General features: G+C 62.6%; 18 protein-coding genes. 12 read left to right on the top strand and 6 right to left on the bottom strand.

Annotated elements, in window-relative coordinates:
• Positions 1-10 precede the first annotated feature (10 nt).
• The 5 genes from EN749_RS02530 to EN749_RS02510 form a co-directional block, all read right to left on the bottom strand.
• Positions 11-877, bottom strand: coding sequence for a hypothetical protein (locus EN749_RS02530; protein WP_128362507.1), 867 nt, complete (start codon positions 875-877; stop codon positions 11-13).
• A 154-nt stretch (positions 878-1,031) separates the two neighbouring features.
• A complete protein-coding gene (locus EN749_RS02525) occupies positions 1,032-1,895 on the bottom strand; it encodes a hypothetical protein (RefSeq protein ID WP_189367321.1) in 864 nt (287 codons plus the stop codon).
• 386 nt (positions 1,896-2,281) lie between these two features.
• Complete coding sequence (locus EN749_RS02520) at positions 2,282-2,617, bottom strand: hypothetical protein (RefSeq protein WP_128362505.1); 336 nt, start codon at positions 2,615-2,617, stop codon at positions 2,282-2,284.
• Between the two features lie 62 nt (positions 2,618-2,679).
• The gene (locus EN749_RS02515) at positions 2,680-3,528 is read right to left on the bottom strand and encodes an endonuclease/exonuclease/phosphatase family protein (RefSeq protein ID WP_128362504.1); all 849 of its coding nucleotides are present in this window, start codon (positions 3,526-3,528) and stop codon (positions 2,680-2,682) included.
• Between the two features lie 110 nt (positions 3,529-3,638).
• Entirely contained in the window at positions 3,639-5,102 is a 1,464-nt protein-coding gene (locus EN749_RS02510; protein WP_127809444.1) for a phosphatidylserine/phosphatidylglycerophosphate/cardiolipin synthase family protein, read from the bottom strand.
• Between the two features lie 305 nt (positions 5,103-5,407).
• Between EN749_RS02510 and EN749_RS02505 the strand changes: the two genes are divergently transcribed.
• The 11 genes from EN749_RS02505 (at position 5,408) to EN749_RS02450 (ending at position 20,524) form a co-directional block, all read left to right on the top strand.
• Complete coding sequence (locus EN749_RS02505) at positions 5,408-5,611, top strand: hypothetical protein (protein WP_164749109.1); 204 nt, start codon at positions 5,408-5,410, stop codon at positions 5,609-5,611.
• Between the two features lie 655 nt (positions 5,612-6,266).
• On the top strand, positions 6,267-6,788 hold the full coding sequence (locus tag EN749_RS02495) for an AraC family transcriptional regulator (protein ID WP_127809445.1): 522 nt from the start codon (positions 6,267-6,269) through the stop codon (positions 6,786-6,788).
• Positions 6,789-6,984: 196 nt separating this feature from the next.
• Entirely contained in the window at positions 6,985-12,240 is a 5,256-nt protein-coding gene (locus tag EN749_RS02490) for a YadA-like family protein (protein ID WP_128362503.1), read from the top strand.
• Between the two features lie 7 nt (positions 12,241-12,247).
• Complete coding sequence (locus tag EN749_RS02485) at positions 12,248-12,805, top strand: invasion associated locus B family protein (protein ID WP_128289218.1); 558 nt, start codon at positions 12,248-12,250, stop codon at positions 12,803-12,805.
• A 13-nt stretch (positions 12,806-12,818) separates the two neighbouring features.
• Positions 12,819-13,487, top strand: coding sequence for a hypothetical protein (locus tag EN749_RS02480; RefSeq protein ID WP_128362502.1), 669 nt, complete (start codon positions 12,819-12,821; stop codon positions 13,485-13,487).
• A 39-nt stretch (positions 13,488-13,526) separates the two neighbouring features.
• Positions 13,527-13,973 carry a DUF4189 domain-containing protein gene (locus EN749_RS02475; protein ID WP_128362501.1) on the top strand — a complete coding sequence of 149 codons (447 nt, stop codon included), beginning with the start codon at positions 13,527-13,529 and terminating at the stop codon, positions 13,971-13,973.
• Positions 13,958-14,521, top strand: coding sequence for an invasion associated locus B family protein (locus tag EN749_RS02470; RefSeq protein WP_189367319.1), 564 nt, complete (start codon positions 13,958-13,960; stop codon positions 14,519-14,521). The genes EN749_RS02475 and EN749_RS02470 overlap by 16 nt, the downstream gene beginning before the upstream one ends.
• 425 nt (positions 14,522-14,946) lie before the next feature.
• Entirely contained in the window at positions 14,947-16,395 is a 1,449-nt protein-coding gene (locus tag EN749_RS02465) for a TolC family protein (RefSeq protein ID WP_128362500.1), read from the top strand.
• Between the two features lie 39 nt (positions 16,396-16,434).
• A complete protein-coding gene (locus EN749_RS02460) occupies positions 16,435-18,567 on the top strand; it encodes a type I secretion system permease/ATPase (protein WP_127271964.1) in 2,133 nt (710 codons plus the stop codon).
• Positions 18,568-18,609: 42 nt separating this feature from the next.
• Positions 18,610-19,899, top strand: a complete 1,290-nt coding sequence (locus EN749_RS02455; protein ID WP_127320297.1) for an HlyD family type I secretion periplasmic adaptor subunit — start codon at positions 18,610-18,612, stop codon at positions 19,897-19,899.
• Positions 19,889-20,524 (top strand): ribbon-helix-helix domain-containing protein, encoded by a 636-nt coding sequence (locus tag EN749_RS02450; RefSeq protein WP_128362499.1) that lies wholly within the window; start codon positions 19,889-19,891, stop codon positions 20,522-20,524. Before EN749_RS02455 ends, EN749_RS02450 begins: the two co-directional genes overlap by 11 nt.
• A gap of 59 nt (positions 20,525-20,583) precedes the next feature.
• On the opposite strand, the gene EN749_RS02445 is transcribed toward EN749_RS02450, so the two are convergent.
• Complete coding sequence (locus EN749_RS02445; protein ID WP_128362498.1) at positions 20,584-21,513, bottom strand: transglutaminase-like cysteine peptidase; 930 nt, start codon at positions 21,511-21,513, stop codon at positions 20,584-20,586.
• A 324-nt stretch (positions 21,514-21,837) separates the two neighbouring features.
• Here EN749_RS02445 and EN749_RS02440 point away from each other — a divergent pair, with 324 nt between their 5' ends.
• Positions 21,838-23,859, top strand: coding sequence for a hypothetical protein (locus EN749_RS02440; protein ID WP_189367317.1), 2,022 nt, complete (start codon positions 21,838-21,840; stop codon positions 23,857-23,859).
• Positions 23,860-23,975: the final 116 nt, after the last annotated feature.

Raw genomic sequence — 23,975 nt, 5'->3', positions numbered from 1 at the left:
GCCGCACCGGTCAGCTGCCTGCCGGCGAGTCGAAGGCCTTGACGAACGCGACATCGATGATAGCCAGCTTGACGGCCTGGGCGGTCATGTACTCCCGGTAGAAGTCGCCCGACACCCACATCACCGAATTGCCGCGCTGGCCAAGCCAGCCAACGCTGCCGAGGTCTTCGGCATCCCGCAGTTTGCGTGCCAGGTGGGTTCGCGACAGCTTGAGCCATTTGGCGAAATCGCCGATCGAGACGACGCCGGTCGGTATTTCAGCAAGGCCGGCATGGTCGGTATCGACGCCCGATATCAGCCAGTCCATGACGACGCCGCCATTGTTGAGCCAGGTGAACAGCGAAAAGGTCTGCCTGCGCTCGCGCACGGGGCTGGAGGAGATCAGGCCGTCGGCGACCAGCGGCTGCACCCTGGCGAGAGCATCGGGCCGCTCCAGAAACGTCGCCAGACGGTTCGCACCGTCGAGACTGTCCAGCGTGTGCAGGTGCGCCATCATCCAGCCGGCAACCGTCTCCAGCGTGTTCACCGTTGGCTGAATGGGGCGGATGCGGCCGTCCTGTGTTGCCGGCAGGTGCTCGATGAAATTGTAATGCAGCATCTCCTTGAGGAAGGCGTCGGCGGTGTTGCGGCTGGCGACGGAATTCTCCCGGATGACGTCGATGAAACGCGCCGCCGTCAACTGCTTGCGGTAATCATCGGGCTCCCGTCTGAAATGCAGGGCAAGGCCGATATGCGCCATCAACCAGCGCTGCTGGGTGGCAAATATCGAGGCAAGCCTCGGGTTCATCCCATAGGCCTGGATCATCGCCTGCGCCTGGGCACGGACACAGCGATGCAATGCCGGGTGACCGGCAATATGGTCAAAGGTCTGCGTCATTCCCCCCATGCTCCGATCCAGCCTTACGGCCACGAAGACGCAGATCACATTCTCAGCCTTCACGGCCCGTGTCCAGACGCGCCCTGTCTATAACAGGTTATGATCGCCAGGAGACAATGTTCTCGGTCCGGGCAGATGTCGATCGCGCCGACCCTCAGCGGTCTTCCGGGACTGGAAAACAGGCGGCGAATGCCGCATCGACAATGGCCAGCTTGGCGGCCTGGACGGTCATGTACTCCTGGTAGAAGGTGTTCGACACCCACATCACCGAATGGCCGCGCTGGCCGAGCCAGCCGATGCTGCCGAGTTCCTCGGCAGCGCGCAGCTTGCGGGCGAGGTGGGTCCGCGACAGCTTGAGCCACTTGGCGAAATCTCCGATCGAAACCACGCTGGTCGGAATCCGGTCCAGGCCGGCATGATCGGGGTCGATGCCCGACATCAGCCAATCCATGACGATGCCGCCATTGTTGAGCCAGATGAACAGGGAAAAGGTCTGGTTGGGCTCGCGCACCGGCTTGGAGGCAAGCAGGCCGTCCGCCACCAGAGGCTGCAGCCCGGCAACCATGTCAGGCCGCTCCAGGAACCTGGCCAGCCGGTTGCCACGGTCGAGATGATCCAGCGTCTGCAGATGGGCAAGGACCCAGCCGGTGAAAGTCTGCACGGTTGCCGCCGTTGGTTGCAAGGGGTGCGTACGCCCGTCGCCACCCGAAACATACTCGGCGACATGATAATGCAGCATCTCCTTGATGAAAGCGTCCGCCGTGTTGCGGCTGGCCACCGCGTGCTGGTGTACGAACTCGATGAAACGCGATACCGTCAGCTCCTTGCGTCGGTCGTTCGGATCGCGCCTGAAATGCATGGCAAGGCCGACATGACCCATCAGCCAACGCTGCTGCGTGGCGAAAATGGAAGCCAGCCGCGGGCTCGTTTCATAGATGTTGATCAGCGCCAACGACTGTGCCTGAACACAGCGATGCAGGGCCGGATGGCCGGCAATGTCTTCCAGATTCAGCGCCATCCTCCTCATGTTCCGAGTTAACTCCAACAGCGGAGTCGCGTCTACATTTTCCAGCCTTCGATAGCTGTGTCCAGAGGCACCAAATGCGAAGAGCAAGCCCAACCCGAACATGGCGCCGGCCACGACCGGTTCATGGTGGGGTCCGCTAACCGGTTGGCATGCCCTGGGAAGCGGGCCGGTGATCTGCGGCTTGACGGGGATGGTGGAGAGTGAGTTACCGTGCCAAGTCCAATCGCGACAAAATCAGCCAGGTAATCCAGCTGCGCGAACCGCGCCGCGCGTCAGTCTGCAGGGGCGTTTTCAACTGATCCATGGCGGCATCATCTCTCGCCCCCAATACGCGACCAAACCGGCCAGCTTTGGCCGGCCGGTTGGTACGATCGACATCAGCCGCAGACGCGGACCTCTTCGATCACCCTGTGGTGGTGGCGCCAGTGCCTGACCAGTTCGATGTGGCAGCGGTGATGCCGGTGGTGGCGGCGATATTCGCCGTACCGGTATCCGCCATTGTCATACTGAACATCCTGGTCGCCATCATACTGATTGTCGTAATAGCGATCGCGGTGGTGACGGCGAATAACGATCCCACTATCGGAATCGTCATCCGGCAAATATCGGTCGTCATCGTCGGACTGGATGGTCACGCTTGCCGCTTGCGTCGGCGCAGTGATCGCCGCTGTCGCGGCCAATGCCAACAGGGAAGCCAGAATCAGCTTTTTCATCTCGTCCTCCTGCGCGTTCGAGACATGTTAACTCGGGGAAGAACTGGGCGTTCCGTCTAATTTTACACGCTTTGCGACGCGGAAGACATCAAGGCGTTATCGTCTCCCCGCTCCAGGCGTACGAAGGCCGTCAGCGGCAGGTGGTCGGAGGCAACGCGCGAAAGCGGCGTGTCATGCGCGTTAATGGCGGCAATCATGCCGTGCCTGTTGGCCATGATCCGGTCGAGCGCCAGCAGCGGCAGGTTCGACGGGAAGGTGGGGACCGCCGGCGGCTGCGGGCCGAACGTTGCATGCAGCGTGTTGAGAGCGGAGCGGTTGCCAAGTCGCCATTCGTTGAGGTCGCCGAGCAGCAAGGTCGGTCTTTCGTCCGGGCTGTTCATCAGGTCGAGCACGACGCGCGCCTGCTGGGAGCGCGAGCGGCGCAGCAGGCCGAGATGGGCGGCGATGATGCGCAGCGTCTGGCTGCCATCGAGGTCGATCTCCGCCACCACCGCGCCGCGCGGCTCCAGTCCCGGAAGCTTGATCTGGTGCACGTCGCGAACGACGCCCTTCTTGAACAGCAAGACGTTGCCATGCCAGCCATGGCCCTTGCCGGTGGCCGAAATCGGCACCGGAACCAGGCCGGTTTCCCGTTCGAGCCGGGGCAGGTCGAGAAGCCCATTACGGTCGCCGAAGCGATTGTCGGCCTCCTGCAGCGCGATGAGATCCGGATCGATTTCGCGGATGACGCGGATGGTCCGTTCCGGGTCGAATTTCCTGTCGACGCCGATGCATTTGTGGACATTGTAGGAGGCAACCAGCGTGCCGGTGGTGGCTGTCGTCTTGAGTGCGGCGGCATTCGCTTTCTGCATCCGGCGGTCACGAAGGGACAGAAGCATGGTTGCCGGGAGGCTGCGTCCAATTCTGTGCATCTCTGTGCTGCTCGTCCTCGCTGGCATCAATTCAGAAGCCGGATACAGTGAAAATAGGCAATTTCCGCGTATGTTCCATGACGGACGAGTTCCTCAAGCGCACCTCCGCCTTAGAGATAGGGTGAACCGAGCCACAATACCCGGTCGAACAGCCTGATAAGAAACGGCCGGGCTCGCAAGGCTTCCAGCGTCACCGGCACGGCGGAGGCGATCGCCGACCCGATCCGCGCCTCGATCTCGCTGGCAAAGCCGGCATCGAGCACCTCCAAGTCGATCTCGAAATTCAGCCGCAGCGATCGGGCGTCTAGATTGGAAGAGCCGACATAGGCCCACACTCCGTCGATCGAAAGCAGCTTCGAATGGTCGAACGGTCCCTCGGTGCGCCAGACACGGCAATAGTGTTTGAGCACCTGATCGAACTGCGCCATCATCGCGCGGTCGACGAGGAAAAGATTGTTCACCGCCGGCACCACGATGTCGATTTCGACCCCGCGCCTGCCGGCGGTGATCAGCGCGCTGATCAGTTCCCGATCCGGCAGGAAATAGGGCGACATCACGCGTATAGACTTGCGGGCGACCGAGAATGCACCGATCAGCAGCTTGTGGTTGGTCTCGTTGCTGGCATCCGGGCCGGAAGCGACCGCCCGCACCATCATCGGTGCGCCTGGCGACGGCGACAGCGGGGCGATGCGCCAGGCGTCGCCTTTCAGCGCCTCGTTGGTGGCGAAGCGCCAGTCCTCGGCGGCAACCGAAAAGAGGTCGGCGACGATCGGACCGGTCACCCGGAAATGTGTGTCCCTGGCGCTGTTGGAGCCGGCGAATTCGGCGGAGAAGCCTTTTCGGATGTTCATGCCCCCGGTGAAGGCGGCGATGCCGTCGACCACCAGGATCTTCCGGTGGGTCCTCAGATTGGCGTAGGGCAGGCGCAGGCCCATGACGATGTTGCCGTTGAAGACATCGGCGGGGATGTTGGCCTCGCGCAAATGCCCCAGGATGCTCGGCACCGAGTAGCGGGCGCCGACGGCATCGATCAGCACGCGGACGGTGACGCCTCGGTGGACGGCGCCGGCAAGCGCCTGGACGAAGAGCAGGCCGACGGCGTCATTGTCGAAAATATAGGTCTCGAGCAGGACGCTGCGCTCGGCACCATCGATGGCCGCGCACATGGCGGCATAGGCCTCGTCGCCGGTCTCCAGCACATCGATTGCATTTCCAGGATTGAGCGCGCGCCGCGCCACCCTGTCGCCCAATGTCCGCAAGCCCGTGAACCGTTGCCCGTAGCGCTCGACGATCAGAGCCTCTTCGACAGCGACGTCGCGCTCGTGCTTGGCGGATACCGCGCCATCGGCAAACGGGCGCTGGGCGGTGATCGTGGCGCGGCGAATGCGGTTGATGCCGGCGACGGCATAGATCAGCACGCCGAGAATCGGGGACAGCACCATCACGCCGACCCAGCCGGTGGCGGCGCGGACATCTTCCTTGGTCATGACGGCATGGACGATGCCGAGCGTCGCCATCACCACGGAGATGATCGCCAGAATTTGCGGCCAGTGAGTCGCCAGGGTCGCCAACATGCCGAGACTATCCAGCGAGCGGTTGCAGAAGGCAATGCAGCCGCTCGTGCCGTGCATTCGGTGGATGGTGGCATGCGGCCTTGGCTGAAGAGTTCGACCGGCCGCAGAGATCGATGGGTTGAAGCACCCCGATAGATCCTGTTCAGAAGGACAAACCTGACCCAGGGGAAGCATAAAGCCTGGCATCGTCCTGTTCTTCCCAGGCCCACCGAAGCCTCTTATGCTTTGGTACCACCTCTATTGTATATCAGGAGGAATGAATTTAGTTATATAAACACTTTGATTGATGGCGAGGGGGGCGCTGAATGATGAAATTCAACTTCGATGGACCTCCCGGCGATGACGCAGTTGCCGACACGTCGGCAGAATGCCAACGCCAATTGCTGCCTCTCGTCCGTGAGATCGTTCAGGCAGCGGTCGCTGCCGGGTGGAGCGAGGAGGACGTTCTTCTGGGGTTTGTGGAACTTACATGGGATTTGTACGAGAATCGTCGCGACGATCTGCAATGACCGGCAGCAAATCGGGTAGCTCTGCATTGCCTTGAAGGGCTGCTGAATTGGTCGAATTGTCCAAACCTGAAGCAGGGCTCCGAACTCAGGCCAACCAGAGGCCTCGCGGCAGCGGGCTCGGTGTGGCAGCTTTTGCGCGGGCAGCTTTCACGATAGGAATTTTTTCTTGACTCGGTGACCTCAGCTAAGGTATAAATTCGTGCATGGTGCTGATTTGCGCCAGTGACCCGCCGAACAGGCGGGTTTTTCGTTTGATGCTCCGTCAGCCAATGCGCCGGCGAAGGTTCCGAAATGGTCCAGCCCTTGCCTTGTTGACTGGTCCGTCTTCTTATCCCGAACAAAATTTTTTCTTTGCGTACGGATGTTATTCACACTCCGCGCCATGTGCGTTACGTTGGATCCGGGTCGGGCTAAGGGGGATTTCAGGCGGCGGACAAGCGGCTGAGGCCAGGCAATGAAAAATACGGACGATGCTCGGGAAAGCGGCGTTTCCCGGGGCGTCAATCGAGAACGGACAGCTCGATTTGTCCTGGACATAATTCCTGAAAGCGCCGGGCCCAGGAGGGTCACCGCGCGGGGGAGTGTCATATCCTCCGTCCGCGATCCCGTCTCGCAGACATTCATCGTTCGCCGTCCGGCCGGAACGATCCGATGAATGGCGATGCCGGTCGGCTTCGATCAATCACGAATTGTTTTTCGGGGGAACGAGGAGGAAGGCCTCCGGTTGAACCTCATCTGGGACGTGTCAGGAGGCCGAAAAATGCCGGGTGATGATGGTTTCCCCGGACCGGCTTCCGGAACCAATCTGCGACAGCCGACGCTCAACGCGAAAGGCGGACTTTCGGTCCGCAGCACACGCCGCGTGCAGGAATTTCTGGACAAGAACTTCACCCGCAAGCTGGCGCTTGCCGAAATGGCCGCTGTTTGCGAGCTTTCGCCGTACCACTTCATGCGGGCTTTCTCGAGGACGTTCGGGGTGCCGCCGCACCAGTATGTCCTCGAGCTGCGGCTGGATTTGGCTGAAAGACTGCTTGCCGACAGCCGCATGACGATCGCCGACATCGCGCATTCCTGCGGATTTTCAAGCCAGAGCCATTTTACCACCGTGATGAAGAAATACCGCCAGGTGACGCCGCTGCAGCTGCGGGTGGGCAAGCTTAACGCCAAGGTTAGATGAGGCGGCGCTTAGGTCGTTGCTTTATTTCTTGGTTTTAAAGCATTGGCTAAGGTAACAAGCCGTTAACCTCTGCAGGTTTGCTCCGATCTTTTCTCACAAGGCAGCAATTTCGTGAAATACCGCGGGCAGGAATCATGTCTTCCTGCGGTGGAGCGGAATTGTCAGACATTTCGTGCCGGCCAGCGGAGAGGGAACCATGACCGACAACCAGTTTTCGAACGGCTCGCTTCTTGTTCAGCGTCGCGCGGCGCATTTCGCCGGGCACTGGATCGCGGGGGCCGATGTCAGTTCCCGCTCGGTTCGCCGCCGCCTGATGGCGGTGCTGCGGATGGCGCATCGTGCGCTCGGTATGGGGCGCAAGCGCCTGGGGCTGGGAACTTTGGGCGTTGGCGGGATGCTCGGGGCCGTGGTGGGGATCATGGTCCCGCAGCCGGCGTTCGCGCAGCTTGCCATTGGTAACGGGGTTCTGACCAACACCGCGAACTGCACGACTCCCTCCGCGGGGGTGCAAAGCACAGCGATCGGATGTGCCACCAGCGCCACCGGCTCCGCCTCGACCGCCATTGGTGCTGGCGCCAAGGTGAATGGTGACAACGGCGTGGCGATAGGCACCGGTAACACCGCAACGGGCAATGCTTCGATCGCCATCGGCTATACGATGAGTGCCACTGGCCTCAACGCCATAGGCATAGGCGTCTTCGCGAACGCGACCGGCGTCAATGCTCTTGCCGTAGGCGGGAACGCCCGCGCGCTCGTGGATGGAGCATCAGCTTTTGGTGTCAACAGCACCGCAAACGGGGCGAACGCGACTGCCATCGGCTCCACGGCTACTGCTGGCGCCGCCGCGACGGCCGTTGGCGTATCGAGCCAAGCGACCGGCGGCAATTCCGTCGCTATCGGCAGCTTAAGCCAGGCTTCGGGGAACAGTTCGACCGCGCTCGGCACGGGGACCGTCGCCAACAGCTTTGGTACCGCGGTTGGATCGACCAGCCAAGCAACCGGCGGCAACGCGACCGCAATGGGAGCGGGTAGTAACGCAAGCGGCGGCAATTCGATAGCGCTGGGAGTGGTCAGCCAGGCAACCGGCGCCAATTCTCTCGCCGCCGGGAACGGCGCCAACGCCAGCGGAGTCTCGGGCGTCGCCGTCGGCAACGCTGCTAGGGCGACCGGCAACAGCTCAACGGCACTCGGGGTGCAAGCGGTGGCGATCGGCGACAGCACGGTTGCGGTCGGGCAGGGTGCGGGTGCCGGCTCGACCACCGGAAATGCCAGCTCGGTCGCGGTGGGCATCGCGGCAGGCACGCTCGTCAGCGGCGGACAGAATACCGCTGTCGGCGGCGGCGTCCCAAGCGTCTTGAGAGGCGCTGGCTCCGGCGTCACGGGGCAGCGCAATGTCGCCCTCGGCACTGGTGACGGCGCCGTTGCCTATGACGCAACGCTCTCCGCCTCCGCGGGCAATCTGGTCACCGGCAACGACAACATCGCGATCGGAACCAATGCCGGTATTGGTGTCGCCGTCAGCAACACCGCGTCGATCGGCCACAACGCCCAAGCCAGCCAGACTAACGCCGCCGCCATTGGCACGGGATCCATCGCCAGCGGCGTGAATTCCATCTATCTGGGCGCACGCTCCGCTGTCGGAACGGGGGCTCTCGCTCAGAGCGCGATCGCTATCGGCGTGGACGTGACGGCAAACGTGGCTGATGCCACGGCGATCGGCCGTACAAGCGTGGCATCGGCCCAGTTCGCCGTCGCAATCGGGGTAAATTCCCGTGCGACGGGGATAAGCTCGTCAACGCTCGGCCCCAACGCACTCGCCTCAGGCAATTTCGCATTGGCTTTCGGCAATGCCGCCGTGTCGAGTGGAATCGGCTCGGTCGCGATTGGATCGGGTGCCCAGGGCACGGATGTTGGCGCCGTGGCGCTCGGCAATGGCGCCCGTGCGACCCTCGCGCGCGCAACGGCGCTGGGCGTTAGCGCATCGGCGAGTGGCGCGAGCGCGCTGGCGATGGGCGATACCGCGAACGCGAGTGCCCAGAACGCGATCGCCGCCGGAACGAACGCGGTCGCAAACTCCGTCGACGCCGTCGCCATCGGCACCAACGCAAACGCAAGCGGCGGCAAGGCTGTCGCCATCGGTGCGGGCAACGTCGCTTATGGAGACGGCGCGGTTGCCATCGGCGATCCGAGCTTCGCCAGCGGCACCGGCGCCTTCACCGGCGGCGCAAACAACATCGCCAACAGCGACGGCACGGCGACCGCCACCGCGGCCAACGCGGCCAACGGTGCCGTCGCCATCGGCAACAACAACAAGGCGATCGGCCAAGGCTCAGTGGCGTTGGGCAACGGCTCCACGGCAGGTGCCGCCGGCCTCGCCGGGAATATCGCATTTGGCGATGGCGCGACGGCGGCGGCAAGCTCCGGCGACGTGGCGCTCGGCTCGGGCTCGGTGACCACCACGGCGGTCGGCACGGCCAGTGGGGTGGTCAATGGCACGACCTATGCCTTCCAGGGCACCAACCCGACCTCGACGGTCAGCATCGGCGCGCCCGGCGCGGAACGCACTATCACCAATGTCGCCGCGGGTCGGATCAGTTCGACGTCGACCGACGCCATCAACGGCTCGCAGCTCGCCGCCACCAACCAGGCCGTCGATGCCATCGGCGCCGTCGTCAACAACATCAATGTCGGCGGCGGCATCAAGTATTTCCATGCCAACTCGACGGCGGCGGACTCCTCGGCGACGGGCACGGACTCCGTCGCGATCGGACCCGTCGCGACCGCAACGGGGACGAACGCCATCGCGGCCGGTGTCAATTCGAGCGCATCCGACGCCAATGCGTCGGCCTTCGGCAGCGGCGCCGTCGCATCGGCGCTCGACGCAACGGCGATGGGCTACATCTCCAACGCCTCGGGCCAATACAGCACCGCCATCGGCGCGAATGCCAACGCGACAGCGACCTCCACCACCGCGATCGGCCAGAACGCCTTTGCTACCGGCCTCCAGGCGACCGCTCTCGGCATGCAAGCGAATGCCAGCGCCGCGGATGCGCTCGCGCTGGGTGCAAACTCGACCGCTGGCAACGCAGGCGATGTGGCGCTCGGCTCGGGCAGTGTCACCGACGTCGCCGTCGGCACGCCGAGCACCGTAATCAACGGCACAACTTACGCTTTCCAGGGCACCACTCCGACTTCGACGGTCAGCGTCGGCGCGGTCGGCGCGGAACGTACCATCACCAATGTCGCCGCGGGGCGGATCAGTTCGACGTCGACCGACGCCATCAACGGTTCGCAGCTCGCCGCCACCAACCAGGCCGTCGACGCCATCGGCACCACGCTCAGCACCATTGGCGGTTCGGTGACCGATCTCGGCAACACGATCAACAACATCGCCGGCGACACCTCGACCGCCTATACCGACGCCAATGGCGAGGGCATCCGCTACGCCCGCACCAACGAGGCCGGTCTGGCGCAAACCGATTCCTTCGCACAAGGGGTCGGCTCCACCGCCGTCGGCTACCAGGCGACCGCGACCGGCGACAGCGCGCTGGCGCTCGGCCGCGACAGCAATGCCAGCATCGACGGCGGCGTGGCGCTCGGTTCGGGCTCGGTTTCCGATCGTGCGATCGCTCCGACTACCGGGCAATTGCCCGCCGGCCCATCCAACTTCATCCAGTACAACACCACCGACAAGACGCTGCTCGGCGCCGTTTCGGTGGGCGATGCCACCTCGTACCGGCAGATCACCAATGTGGCCGACGGCACCCAGGACCAGGACGCGGTGACGGTGCGCCAACTCGCCGGCGCCATAGCTGCCGTATCGGTCACCTCGACCAAGTATTTCCATGCCAATTCGGCGGCGGGCGACTCGCTGGCGGTCGGGGCAGAGTCGGTCGCGGTCGGTCCGACCACGGTCGTCAACGGCGACAACGGCATCGGCATCGGCAACGGCGCCATCGTCGACCAGACCGCACCCGGCGGAACCGCGATCGGCCAGAACGCCCATGTCATGCTGGCCGACGGCCTGGCCTTCGGCACCAATTCGCTGGCGTCCGGCATCCAGTCGGTGGCGCTCGGCGCCGGCGCCCAGAGCACCTTCATCAACAGCGTGGCGCTCGGTGCGCAGTCCATCACCACGGTCGGCGCGCAGGCAGGCTACACGGCCTTTGCGCTCGCCGGTCCGCAAACGTCGGTCGGCGAGGTGTCGATCGGCTCTGCCGGGGCCGAACGCAAGCTCACCAATGTCGCGGCGGGCTCTGCCGACACCGACGGCGTCAACGTTTCGCAGTTGCGCGGCGTGACGCAAAACGTCAGCAACCTGTTCGGCGGCGGCACGACCGTCAATCCCGACGGCTCGATCACCGGCCCAACCTACAACATCCAGGGCAACAATTATTCCACCGTCTATGACGGCTTCACGGCCGTCGACAATGCGCTGACCAGCATCAGCAATGGCGGCGGCATCAAGTATTTCCACGCCAACTCGACGCTGGCCGACAGCATCGCCGGCGGCACCAACGCCGTTGCGATCGGACCGGAGAGCGTGGCGAGCGGCACCGACAGCTTGGCCGCGGGACATGGCTCGACGGCCGCTGGGCAAGGCGCCGTCGCGCTCGGCCAGGGCGCGCAGGCCAACAATGCCAACGATGTGGCGCTCGGTTCCGGTTCGGTGACGCAGACCGCCGTCGGGACCTCCAGCACCGTCATCAACGGCAAGACCTACACTTATGCCGGAACGACTCCAACCGGAACCGTCAGCGTCGGCGACGCCGGCGCCGAGCGGACGATCACCAATGTCGCTGCCGGCCGCGTGTCTTCCGACAGCACCGATGCGATCAACGGCTCGCAGCTCTACGCCACCAATACGGCGATCGAGGATCTGAAAGCCGGCGTCGGAAACCTTACCGAGAACGCGGTGACCTATGACGCCCCGGGCGGCGTCAAGTCGAACACCATCACGTTGCAGGGCGGCGACGTCAACGCGCCCGTCGTCATCTCCAATGTCGGCCCCGGCGTCAAAGGGACCGATGCGGTCAACGTCGACCAGATGAACCAGGGCCTGACCGCGGGCAAGAGCTATACGGACAACCGCGTAGCCTACGCTATCGATACGTCCAACGACTACACCGACAAGGTGGCGGTCACGACCTTGCAGCAGGCCAACGACTATACCGACCAGAAGCTCAGCCAGCTAAATTCGGACATTAGCGGCATCCGCGACGAGGCGCGGCAGGCGGCCGCAATAGGCCTTGCGGCCGCCTCGCTGCGCTATGACGACCGGCCCGGAAAGCTGAGCGTGGCGGCAGGCGGCGGCTTGTGGCGGGACGCAGGCGCGTTCGCCTTCGGTGCGGGCTACACCAGCGAAGACGGCCGCATCCGGGGCAATCTGTCGGGCACGGCCGCGGGTGGGCATGTCGGTGTCGGTGCCGGCATCAGCTTCACCTTGAACTGAGGCAGGAATGAAAGGACTTGTTGCCCTGACCTGCCTGGCGCTCTGCGGCGGCCTGGTGCCGGCCGCCGGGCAGGTCGCCTCGACCTACAGGATCAAGCCATCGGACGTGGTGGTGCCGCCCGAGGTGAAGCTCGGCGACTATCAGCGCACCATCCGCCCATTCGATAACTGGACGCTGATCTGCGACGAGAACCTCAAGGCCCGCAAGAAGGTCTGCAACGTCTCGCAGATCATCGAGGACGCAGCAGGCAAGATGGCCTTCAGCTGGTCGCTTGCCGCCACACAGGACGGCAAGCCGTACATGATCCTGCGCACCGCTGCGAATGCCAGGAGCGATGGCCTGGTGTCGCTGAAGTTCGATGGACAGAAGCAGCCGATCGACGTGCACCTGAACGGCTGCAACGAAATGGTCTGTGTCGGCATGTTGCCGGTCGGCCCCCTCATGCGCCGGCAGATCTCGCAGAATGCGACACCGGCGATCTCCTATTCGACAGTCGACGGCCAGACGATCACCGTGACCGCAACACTCAAGGGGCTGTCAGAGGCCCTTTCACCACTCAAATAATCGGGGCATCACCATGAGCCAGCAGGACCAGTTCACGTCCGCGAAACGCACTCCGGCCGTCGAGGCGGATCGGCAGAGGCGGGCCGAGCCCCCACGGCGGCGCTGGCCACGCGTGGCCGGATATTCATTGCTGGGATTGGTCGTGGCGGGGCTTGGCTTCGCCGCCGGGAACTATGCCGCGATCGCCAATCTGGTCGGCGGCGCGACGGCCGCACCTGCAGAAACTGCGGCGGCCCCCGTGCTTCCGGACACGCCCTTCCTCGAGCATGTCAAGCAGGCCGGTGTGCAGGCCTGCTCGACCGTCTATCCGACGCTCGGACAGATTCTGACGAACGGCACGAAATACAGCGTCAAATCCCTGTGGAACGGTCAGGCGGCCGACAAGCACGCCATCCAGGCCTTTGTCGGCATGGACTATGCGTCGGAACGCTATAGCGGACCGGCCGCCGGCATCGTGTTCGCTTCGCCTACTGCCACCGGTTGCGAAGGGGCGATGGTGCGGGTGGCGCCGTTCGCCAGCCCGTGCGCCGACATCGCATCCATCCTGCCGCAGGGCAGCAAGATTACCGACCATCTCGGGCAGGTCGAGGTCTACGAACTCGGCGGCAATGCCGGTGAAGCGCTTCTCCTGCCGACGGGCAAAAGCTGTGTGGTGATCTCCCTCGCTTCGGCGGCGAAGTAGGACGCGAAGCGATTGAGGTTAAGGAAAGGATGGCCGACCATGAGATCGCAGGCTTTGGCAGTTTTGGGCTTGACCCTGTTGTGGAGCGGACAAGTCGTCTCAGCCGACCTTGTGGCCCCATCGGAGCCGCAACAGGAGGAAAAAGGCATATGGGCGGCCATTGCCTATTCGCAGGCCGATAGCAAATACGGCTTCTTCTGGGGCGCCGACAAGCGGCAGGAAGCGAAGGACATCGCACAGAAATATTGCGAAAACGCGGGCGGAAAAGCCTGCAACGTCGTCACCGTCTTCCGCAACCATCGCCATTGGAATGATGACGACGAGACCGGCTTTCCCTACAAGCACTGCGGTGCCCTCGCCGTAGCGGACAAGGTGGAGAACCGTTTTACGCCCTGGGGCGTGAACTCGGCAGAGACCCGTCGGGAAGCGGAGGATCTCGCTTTGCAGGCCTGCGAGGCGACGGGAGAGAAATGCAAGATCCGCTAGTGGGTCTGCACATGAAGCCTGGCCCGAAGGCCGTCTCCGCATGTGGGGCAATTCTATTCTCGTTGATGTCGCCGGCGTCCGCCCAGCAACAGGTGGCGGCTGTCCCGGACGGACCGTCATCGCTGCGTGAGGTCTATCAGGACTGGAGTGTGACCTGTTCGGTTCGCGAGAAGGCGAGAGTGTGCTCGCTCGCGCAAGACCAGGTCCAGCAGAACGGGCAGAGGCTTCTTGCCGTGGAGATCGCGGCACGCCCGGACGGCTCGACGACGGCTACCTTGCTTTTGCCCTTCGGCATCCTGCTCGATCCGGGCGTGACGCTGCAGATCGATGATCAGCCGCCACTGTCCCCGCAGCGATTCAGGACTTGCCTGCCGACGGGTTGCGTCTCCGTCTTTACCGTCGATCGGCCGACGCTTGGAAAGCTGAGGGGAGGCTCGGTGCTGAAGCTCAATGTCACGACGGACGCCGAGACCCCGCTGAGCTTCCCGGTGTCGCTTCGCGGCCTGACCGCGGCGCTCGACCGCATGGTGGCGTTGAGCGCAAATTAGAGATACGCGCTGACCAGCTTTTGGCCGTGATGAGCGACATGACGCGCAAGCCGGCCGCCACTATGGAGTATTTTTTGGACGCGGCACCCAAGGGGGGCGTGCCTGAAAAAGCGTTCAACCTCCGGTTGGATTGTCGACAACCGCTATCCGAACCGGCCATGATTCTGGGCATATCGGCCCACTGGCCTGCGATTTTTTTGTGCTTGCCCACTGAATGGGGCGTCCGGATACAACCGCAGCGAGCCGACGTTATGTGCTATTTTTGCTACATCTCGCAGCCTTGTTGCCCAAAAAGGCTATTTAGCGCCCTCTAAATCAATAATCGCTCACACATTTCGTGAATTTGTGAATAATCCACCGACGGGCAGGCCTTGGCTTGGTTAGCGCTCTGAAAAGGACGCTGGGGAAACGTTAGGGTGGGATTAATGAATACGACAAACATGTCGACCATAGGCAGGCGCCTTGGTCTTTTGATGGCGGCCACCATGCTGACCTGCGGGGGTGCTCATGCGCTTACGCTCAAGGAGGCGATGGCTGTCGCGGTGGAATCCAATCCCGAGATTGGACAGGCGATCGAAAACCGCGAAGCAATCGAGTTCGAGTTGCGGCAGGCCAAGGGCCTTTACCTTCCCAGTGTCGATGTCGAGGGATCGGCTGGCGTTCGCCGGCTCGACAATTCGTCCCGGCGCTCGCTGTCGATAGAGAACGATTCGCTCTATCCGGCGGAAGCGAATCTGGTGGTGACCCAGAAATTATTCGACAGCGGAGCGCGTCGCGCGGAATTGAACCGCCAGGCATCGCGCGTCGACGGAGCGTCGTTCCGGGTGCTGGAACGGTCCGAATTCATCGGGCTGTCCGTTGTCCAGGATTACCTCGAATACATGCTGCAGGCTTCGATCGTTTCCGAAGCCAAGAAGAATCTGGGTTTCCATCAGGCGATACTCGGCGACATCCGGCAAGGCATCTCAGGCGGGGCGTTGAACGAGGCCGACCGCCAACAGGCCGAGGAGCGTCTGTTCGCGGCCAAGGCCCGCATGCAGGAGGCGACCGAAGAGCTGGAAGCCTCCAAGATCCGGTTCTTCAAGACCGTCGGCAAGCCGCTGGTCAATGCTTCGCGGCCGGGTGACGTCGCCGCCGCGCTTCCGCGGTCACTGGATGACGCGATCGGCCTGGCACGACAGAACAATCCGCGCGTTCACATGGCCACCAGCGATATCGACGCCGCGGCTTCCCTGGTGGATGCGGCCCGGGCGAAATATGGCCCTGAAGTCATTGCTGAAGGTCGGGCCAGGGCAGGCACCGACATTGACGGCGACGACGGGGACACCAATGACCTGCAGGCGCGTCTGGTGCTGCGTTGGAATTTGTATCGCGGCGGCATAGACAAGGCCATTGAACAGGAGCAGATCCGCCGCGCCAGCGAGCAGCGGCTCGCCTATCATCAGGTCTTGCGCGAAATCGAGGAAGCCGTTCGCACCTCATGGGATCGCCGTTTCCGGCAAGCCGATCTGGCGAAGACCCTGAGGCAACAGGCCGCCGCCAATGAAAAGCTGGTCGCTTCCTATCGCGAGCAGTTCAAGGTTGGACAGCGCTCGCTGCTCGACGTGCTCGACGCGCAGAATACGCGGTTCAACACGGCAACGCTGGCCGATACCGCGTCCTACGCATCGCTGTTTGCCCAGTACCGGCTCCTGGCCGCGACCGGACAGTTGCTGAAAACGATGAATCTCGAGCCGGCAAAGCAAGCGACAGCCTATGCGCGCACCGAGTTTGCAACACCGGAAACCGCGGACACCGAGACCTATGCGCGGACGCCATCGGAGCAGAAGAACGACCTGCCATTCGATATCCTCGCCCCGGTGAGGAAGAAATAAGACGACGCAAGGTCCAGCGAGCGTCCTGACGGGCAGATCGTGAACCAGCAACCCAATATCCTCTCCCCCAAGGAGGCGTTCAAGGCCTGCTTCTCGGCCGTTGCCGGATATCTCGGCAGGCCGAGCGCGGAGACCGTGCTGTTTGCCGGCGTGCCGCTCTCGGACACGCGAATTGCGGCCGACGACATCAGGCACCTTGCCGAACGCATCGGCCTGGAAGTCACCGAGTTCAACCACCGCGATTTTCTCAGGGGGCGTATCGACCTGCCGGCAATCGTCTTTCGCGTCAGCCAATTGCCGGTTGCCCTGCTCGCTCTGGGCGAAGACGATGCGTATATCACCGCGCCCCAGGAAGACGGCCGCACCACGATCGGCCGATCGGAACTGGCCGCCAGCTACATCAGCGGCGGCGCTTCCTTCTCGATCACCTATGCCAATGCCGCCGAGACCATGTCGGTCGGCTCGGCGGCCAGGATCGAGCGGAGACATTGGCTTACGGGGACGATGGGCGCTTTCTGGCGCACCTACTCAAAAGTCGTCCTGGCGGCGGTGTTCATCAATCTGCTGGCCATAGCCTCGCCGATCTTCACCATGAACGTCTACGACAGGATCCTGCCGAACAAGGCAATATCGACACTGTGGGTCCTGGCTCTCGGCATCGGCGCGGTCATCCTGTTCGACCTGCTTTTGAAGACGGCCAGGGCCTCCCTCATCGACTATGCCGGGCGCAAGGCGGATCTCCGAATATCCTATCTGCTGTTCGAGAAAGTGCTGAACTCGTCGCTGTCGGCGCGCCCCGGCTCGACCGGTGAATACGCAAACAGGGTCACGCAATATGAATTCGTCAGGGAGTTCTTCACCTCCAACACCATAAGCGTGTTCATCGACACGGCATTCGTCTTCGTCTTCCTCCTTGTGATCTATGCAATAGGCGGATGGCTGGTGATCATACCGGCGCTGGCCTTCGTGATGTCCGTCATCGTCGGCCTGATCACCCAGCGCCGCATCGGCAAGCGCGTCGCCGCCTCGATGAACGAAGCGTCGCAGCGCCAGGCCCTGCTGGTCGAATCCATCTCGACGCTGGAGACCATCAAGTCGTTGCGCGCCGAGGCCTATCTGCTGCGAAAATGGGGAGAGCACTCCAAGAACGCCGCCAACACGTCCGAGAAGATCAAGCAGCTTTCGGCGGCGGCGGGCAACATCACCCAATCCATACAACAGCTGGTGACCGTCGCCCTGGTCGTGGCCGGCGCCTATGCCTTCTCGGAAGGGCATGTTTCGACAGGAGCAATCATAGGAACGGTGATGCTGGCGAGCAGGGCCGTGGCGCCGCTCGGCCAGATCGCCATAACGCTGTCCCGGTTTCGCCAGGCCATGCTCTCGCTGAGAATGGTGAACTCGATCATGGCTCAGCCGGAAGATCGACCCGACACGGTGGGCTTCGTCAACCGCCCCATCCGCAAGGGGGCGATGGTGTTCAGGAATGTCGGGTTTGTCTATCCAGGCTCGGAAAACGAGGTTCTGACCGGCCTGAATATCTCGGTCAAGCCGGGTGAGCGGATCGGCATCATCGGCCGCATAGGATCGGGAAAGACGACGATGGGGCGGCTGATCGGCCGGCTCTTCCTGCCGACTTCCGGTGAGCTGCTGCTGGATGGGATCGACATTCGCCAGTATCACCCGTCCGAGGTTCGCGCCGCGGTCGGCATCGTTGCGCAGGCCGGCGACCTGTTCTCGGGCACCATCAAGGAAAACCTCCTGATGGCATGCCCCGAGGCTACAGACGAACAGATCATCGAAGCGGCAAAGGCGGCCGGTGTCGACGATTTCGTTTCACGCCACCCGCGCGGCTACGACATGAATGTCGGCGAGCGCGGCACCAATCTTTCCGGCGGCCAGAGGCAGACGGTGGCAATCGCACGCCTGCTGCTGACCAAACCGAAAATCGTCTTTCTGGACGAGCCGTCGGGCTCGATGGATCTTGCATCGGAACGCCAGTTGATCAAGCAGCTCAAAGTCGCCTTCGACCGCGACACCACGCTGATCGTCTCGACACATCGCTTCAGCATGCTTGAGCTGGCCGACCGCCTGATCGTTATCGAACAGGGCAGAATCGTTGCCGACGGACCGAAGGACCAAGTCATACAGGCGTTGCAGAAAACAAGCGCCTGACAAAACAAATATTGCTGCATCCAATGCGTTGGGGCGTGGGAAATGCTTGCCAGAGAAGATCGACCGCCGCTGTTTGCGTCGGCGTCCATATTCATCATCGGAGCGCTCTTCGTGGTCTTCGTCGCCTGGGCGTCCTTTGCCGAAGTCGATGAGATCGCACGCGGCGACGGCAAGGTCATACCCGCTTCCAAGACCCAGATCATTCAGGCGAGTGAAGCCGGTGTCGTTCAGGAAATCGCCGTGACGATTGGCCAGGTGGTCAAGAAGAACGATCTCATCATCCGCCTGGACAACACGCTCAACACGTCCAGTCTCGGCGAGCAGCAGGCCAAGGCGCGCGCGCTGGAAGTGCGCATAGCAAGGCTGAAATACGAACAGGCCGGCAATCTCTCGGGCCCATTTCCGTGCCCGCAGGACATCCAGTCGGTCGCTCCGCAAATCTGCGACAATGAACAGAAGCTGCTCATCGCCCGGCGCGGGAACTTCGATAACAAGCTATCCGTGCTCAAGTCACGCCTTGACCAGCGCGAGAGGGAACTGGCCGAGGCGCAGGCCAATTCCGATCGTCTTACAAAGAACCTGGTCGTCAGCGACCAGGAGGCAAAATTGGTCGACGCGATGGTCAAGAAAGGCCTGATGGCACGGACCGAGCAACTCCGGGTGGAGCGCGAACAGACCGAGCTCAACGGCCAGCTGAACCTTGCGGGCGAAACGATAAAGAAGATCAAATCGTCGATCACGGAAGCCCAGCTTCAGGTCGAGGAACTCGGCCTGCAATTGCAGCAGGAGGCGTTGGATGACCTGACCCAGGCGCTGGCGGAACTGTCGGTGGTGGATGAGACCATAAGGGGAGCCACCGACAAGGTCGCGCGCACCGACATCCGTTCTCCCGTGGACGGCATCGTCAACACGCTGGAGCTTAACACGGTCGGGGCCTTCGTTCAGCCTGGCGCCGTGGTGGCCGGCATCGTGCCGACCTCCGAGACGTTGCTGGTGGAGGCACGGGTCTCGCCACGGGATGTCGCGTTCATCCGTCCCGACCAGGAGGCCCTTATCAAGGTCACCGCCTATGATTTCTCGATCTTCGGCGGCATCGAGGGCAAGGTCTCGAACATCACAGCCGACAGCCTGGTCGATCAGAAAACGGGGGAACCCTACTATCAGGTGCGTGTGGCGACGGACAAATCCACCCTTCAAAGAGACGGCAAGGCCTATTCGATCATCCCTGGAATGATCTGCTCGGTCGACATCAAGACCGGGCGCAAGACGATCCTGCACTACCTCCTGAAGCCGATCAACAAGGCGCGCGAGGAGGCGATGAGTGAGCGGTAGCGCCAGCCTTCATCATTCCGGTCGGCTGCTGCCTCCAGTCGCCGCCGAGGATTTTGGACTGGAATTCCGGGTTGTGGCGCGCGGCGGCATCCGGCGCGGCATCCGTTTGGAGCGGGCATTCTGGATGTCGCTGAAGCAGATGGCCGAAAGCAGGAAGTGCACGATCGGCATGCTCATCGACGAGATCGCCGAAAGCCAGGCACAGACAGGCAATTTGACATCCGCGATCCGGGTGGCCTGCATGCGTGGATTGGGTGACGAAAACCTGACCCTGCGAAAGCTTGCATCGATCAACACCATCAACGCCATACTGGTCGCTTGCCCGTCTCCGGCCTTTGCCCTGGCTTCGTCGAAGAAGATCCTGTCGTTCAACGCGCCGTTCCAGCAATTGGTCAAACGTCAATTGCCGATCGCCCCAAGCGATGACGCACGCCACGATCTCAAGCTGGCGCTGGACCTCAATGTGGCCGACATATTCGCGCGGCTCGATGCCAATGGCGAATCGCCGGTGGCCACCGGTTTTGTCATCGGCGCGGGCGACCGTCGATACCGGGGACAATTGAATGCGGTGCGGGCTCCGGTGCTCGAGCCGGAGCTGCTGATGGCGTTCGTCTTCGGCGGCTAGAGCAGTTCACCGTTACACTTACCGGAGTTGCTCTGGATGCATCGCCAATGCTGGCGAACCTATGGCTGAAAACCTTCGCCGGGGGCGACGGTTGCGAAACCGCCCTTGATGTCGGCCATCTGGGCTCCGCCCGGTCTTGAACCGTGGATCCAGGCCCGGTCCGTGCTGAACGAATAGAGCGGAACGTAATCCGGAAGATCGCTGTCACGCACGACAGTGTTGCTGAGGCTGTCGAGAATGAAGGTGCCGCTGCCTGTGCTCACCGACAGCACTGCGTGAAAGAAGCCTCTCTTGCGATCCTGGAGGACGACAAGCGCCATGCTTTGCGTGGGAATGCCGGCCCTCAGCAGGGCTGTCATCTTGAGGATGGCAAAATCCTCGCAATCGCCGGCTCGCCGCTCGAGAATCTCCGAAGGCTTCGCCCAATAATCGAGCTTGCCGTAGACGACGCTGTCTTTCCTGTAGGCGATCAGGCGATTCACGCTGCTGTTGACGAAGGACAGCTTCTCGCTGAATCCCTTGCCTTGTGCGGCGGCGATCAGGCCGGCAAAAGCCGCGCTCTTGTGCTCGCAGGGGCTGCCTGCCGAACAAGCGGCGATTGCCCGGTAGACCGGCGCCCAGCGAGCCGCGACGGGAAAATTGCGCATGGACAAGGCAACCGATCCGAACACCCCCGGAATGATGGACGCGGTCTGCACCGGATCTATCCCGGCGTCATCTCGCGCCATTGACGAGCCATCCCCGCGGCCAACATCTGGGCCATAGCTGCCGGTGACCAGACCGATCCGGTAAGCGCCCGCAGGCTGCCAGGGCTGAGGCCTCGCCAGCGAAACACCGCCGAGACTGGGTGGCGTCTGGACCTTCTCCTGAGGCCAGCCGGGTGCGGCGATATCGCTCGCGAATGACGGCCCCGCCAGGCCGACAAGCCCGATTGCCAGCAGGAGCATCTGGAGCCGGGTTTTTCCCGGAACTGATTTTTGCTTTTTCATAACGCCCACCTTTGACTGTGGACGCTACCAATCTTGTCTCAAATTATTGGAAAGGAAGGTGGATAAATATCCAGCAACTGTCTTTATCCATTTTGCTTAAAATTTTATTCAAATTTATACTTTGGTTTACCGGAAAATTGCCGCCCAGCTATCCGTCAAGGAGGTCTCCAGAAACCTACATATAACAGGTTATATTGTAGCGGTTTACCACGTGTAAAAAATGCCGGGCAATGCATATCATAATATATGAAATAGATTAGGGGGCAGTTGCAAAGTAGAAGTGGCCGCTGTCTCTATCCGGTAAATATCGGAGGGGTTTCAGCCATGACGAACAATATCGAGTTGGACAGCTTTTCGGCTTCCTTGAACGAGCATCCCGTGTCCAATGAACACGGCGATCAGGCATCGCCTGCGGAGATCCGGGTCGCACAGGCAAATTCGGCGCAGCAGCCCGCGCCGGCAGCGTCCGAACCGGTGCCGGTCGATGTCGGCGGCGGAGCGCCCGTCAAACCAGAAGCCCCCGCGGAAGCAAAGGCACCGCCGGCAGCCGCGCCGCACGAATATGTAGCCGACGCCAGCCATGTGGTGAGGCTTCCGGCCAACGCCTCCATCGACAACATCAAGGTCGACGGCCAAAACCTTCTGCTCGAACAGGCCGACGGCTCGGTGATCGTGATCAAGGACGGCGCCCTGAACGTGCCGACCTTCATCATCGGCGACGTCGAGGTGCCGCGCGTTGCGCTGCTGGCGGCGCTGGAAGCCAGCCATGTCGATGTGGCCTTCGGCGCCGACGGTTCCATGTCGGCTGGTCCTGGCGGTTCGAACTCGAGCGCAGGCGGAGATTTCTCGGTTCCCCCCGGCGGTATCGGCGACGGGTTCGAGCTGTCGGCGCTGCTGCCGCCGACTGCCTTGCAGTTCGGACTCCTGGAGCGGCGCGAACTGTTCCCGTCCATCGTCGACAGGCAGGTTTCAGTGACGGCCACGTCACTGCTTGCCCCGACCGAAGCGGCCAGTGAAGCCGGCCTCAATGGCGGCCAGACACAATCTCCCGGCAGCGACGCGCCAAGCAACTCCGAAACCTCCGGCATCGGAACGATCAGCATCGACGCGCCGGATGGAATTGGCTCGATCGTCATCAATGGCGTCACCGTCACCGGCGTCGGCCAGCAGATCCCGGGCGATTTCGGCTTCCTGACGATCGTCTCCTACAATCCGAGCACGGGTGCCATCGAATACAATTACACGGTCACCGAATCGGTCACTCATCCAGAGCACACGAACGGGTTCGATCCCAACGACACGGTTCCGGACAATTTCAGCATCACCGTCACGGACGTCGACGGCGATTCGGCCAGCACCACCTTTGCCGTCGCCATCGTCGATGACGTGCCGACGGCAGTCGCCGATATCGACAGCATCGCGGCCGGCCAGTTCGGCCCGGCGACAGGCAATGTACTGGCTGGCGGAACCGATGCCGGTGACGCCAACGTGACGGACGGCGTTGCCGACACCAAGGGCGCCGACGGCGCGACTGTGGTTGGCGTGCAGGCCGGCAACACCAATACCGATGTCGACAATGCGGCCACGCTGAACGCGCCGATCCAGGGCACCTACGGCACGCTGACACTGCTGGCGGACGGCTCCTACAGCTATGTGCGCGCTGCCGGCACACCCGGCGGCGTCAACGACGTCTTCACCTACACGATCAAGGATGGCGACGGCGACACCTCGCACACGACGTTGACGATTTCGATTGGCAACTCGACGCCTGTGATCACCGACCTGACGCCGGAGGCAAATGGCGGCGACGTCATCGTCAACGAGGCGGCGTTGAATGTCGGCACGCCCGGCGGGCCTGGCTCCGATCCTGCAAGCACGGCCGAGACCGGCGCCGGCACCTTCACCGTCTCCTCTCCCGACGGCATCAACTCGCTGGCGATCGACGGCAACGCCTTCATTACCAACGGCGTGTTCACGGCGGGCTCGTTTACAACGGCGCTCGGCAACACGCTGACGGTGACGGGCTACAATGCAGGCACCGGCGAGGTGAGCTACACCTACACGCTCGTGGACAACGAAGCGCATGACCCCATCCAGGGCCAGAACAGCGCGTTCGAGAATTTCACCGTTACGCTGACCGACCAGGATCTGCAGAGCACCGACGCCACGCTCACCGTCAACATCGTCGACGACGTGCCGACGGCAAGTGCCGACAGCGGCGACGTCACCGAAGGCGCTTTGCTGACGGTCGCGGCGACAGGTGTTTTGGGCAATGACGTCGTCGGCGCCGACGGCGCCACGATCGATGGCGTGCGGGCAGCGGGCGGCAACACGACGGCGGCGTGACGACCGGTGTCAACACCAACATTGTCGGCCTGCACGGGACGCTGCATCTCAACGCCGACGGCTCCTATACCTATCAGTCGACGGCCAACAACATCTCCTCGGCGACGACGGACGTG

Origin of the sequence: Mesorhizobium sp. M7A.F.Ca.ET.027.02.1.1, from assembly GCF_004022985.1 — a bacterium.
GTDB lineage: Bacteria > Pseudomonadota > Alphaproteobacteria > Rhizobiales > Rhizobiaceae > Mesorhizobium.
The sequence above is the reverse complement of the archived record's forward strand: the minus strand, read 5'-3'. Positions and strand labels throughout refer to the sequence as shown.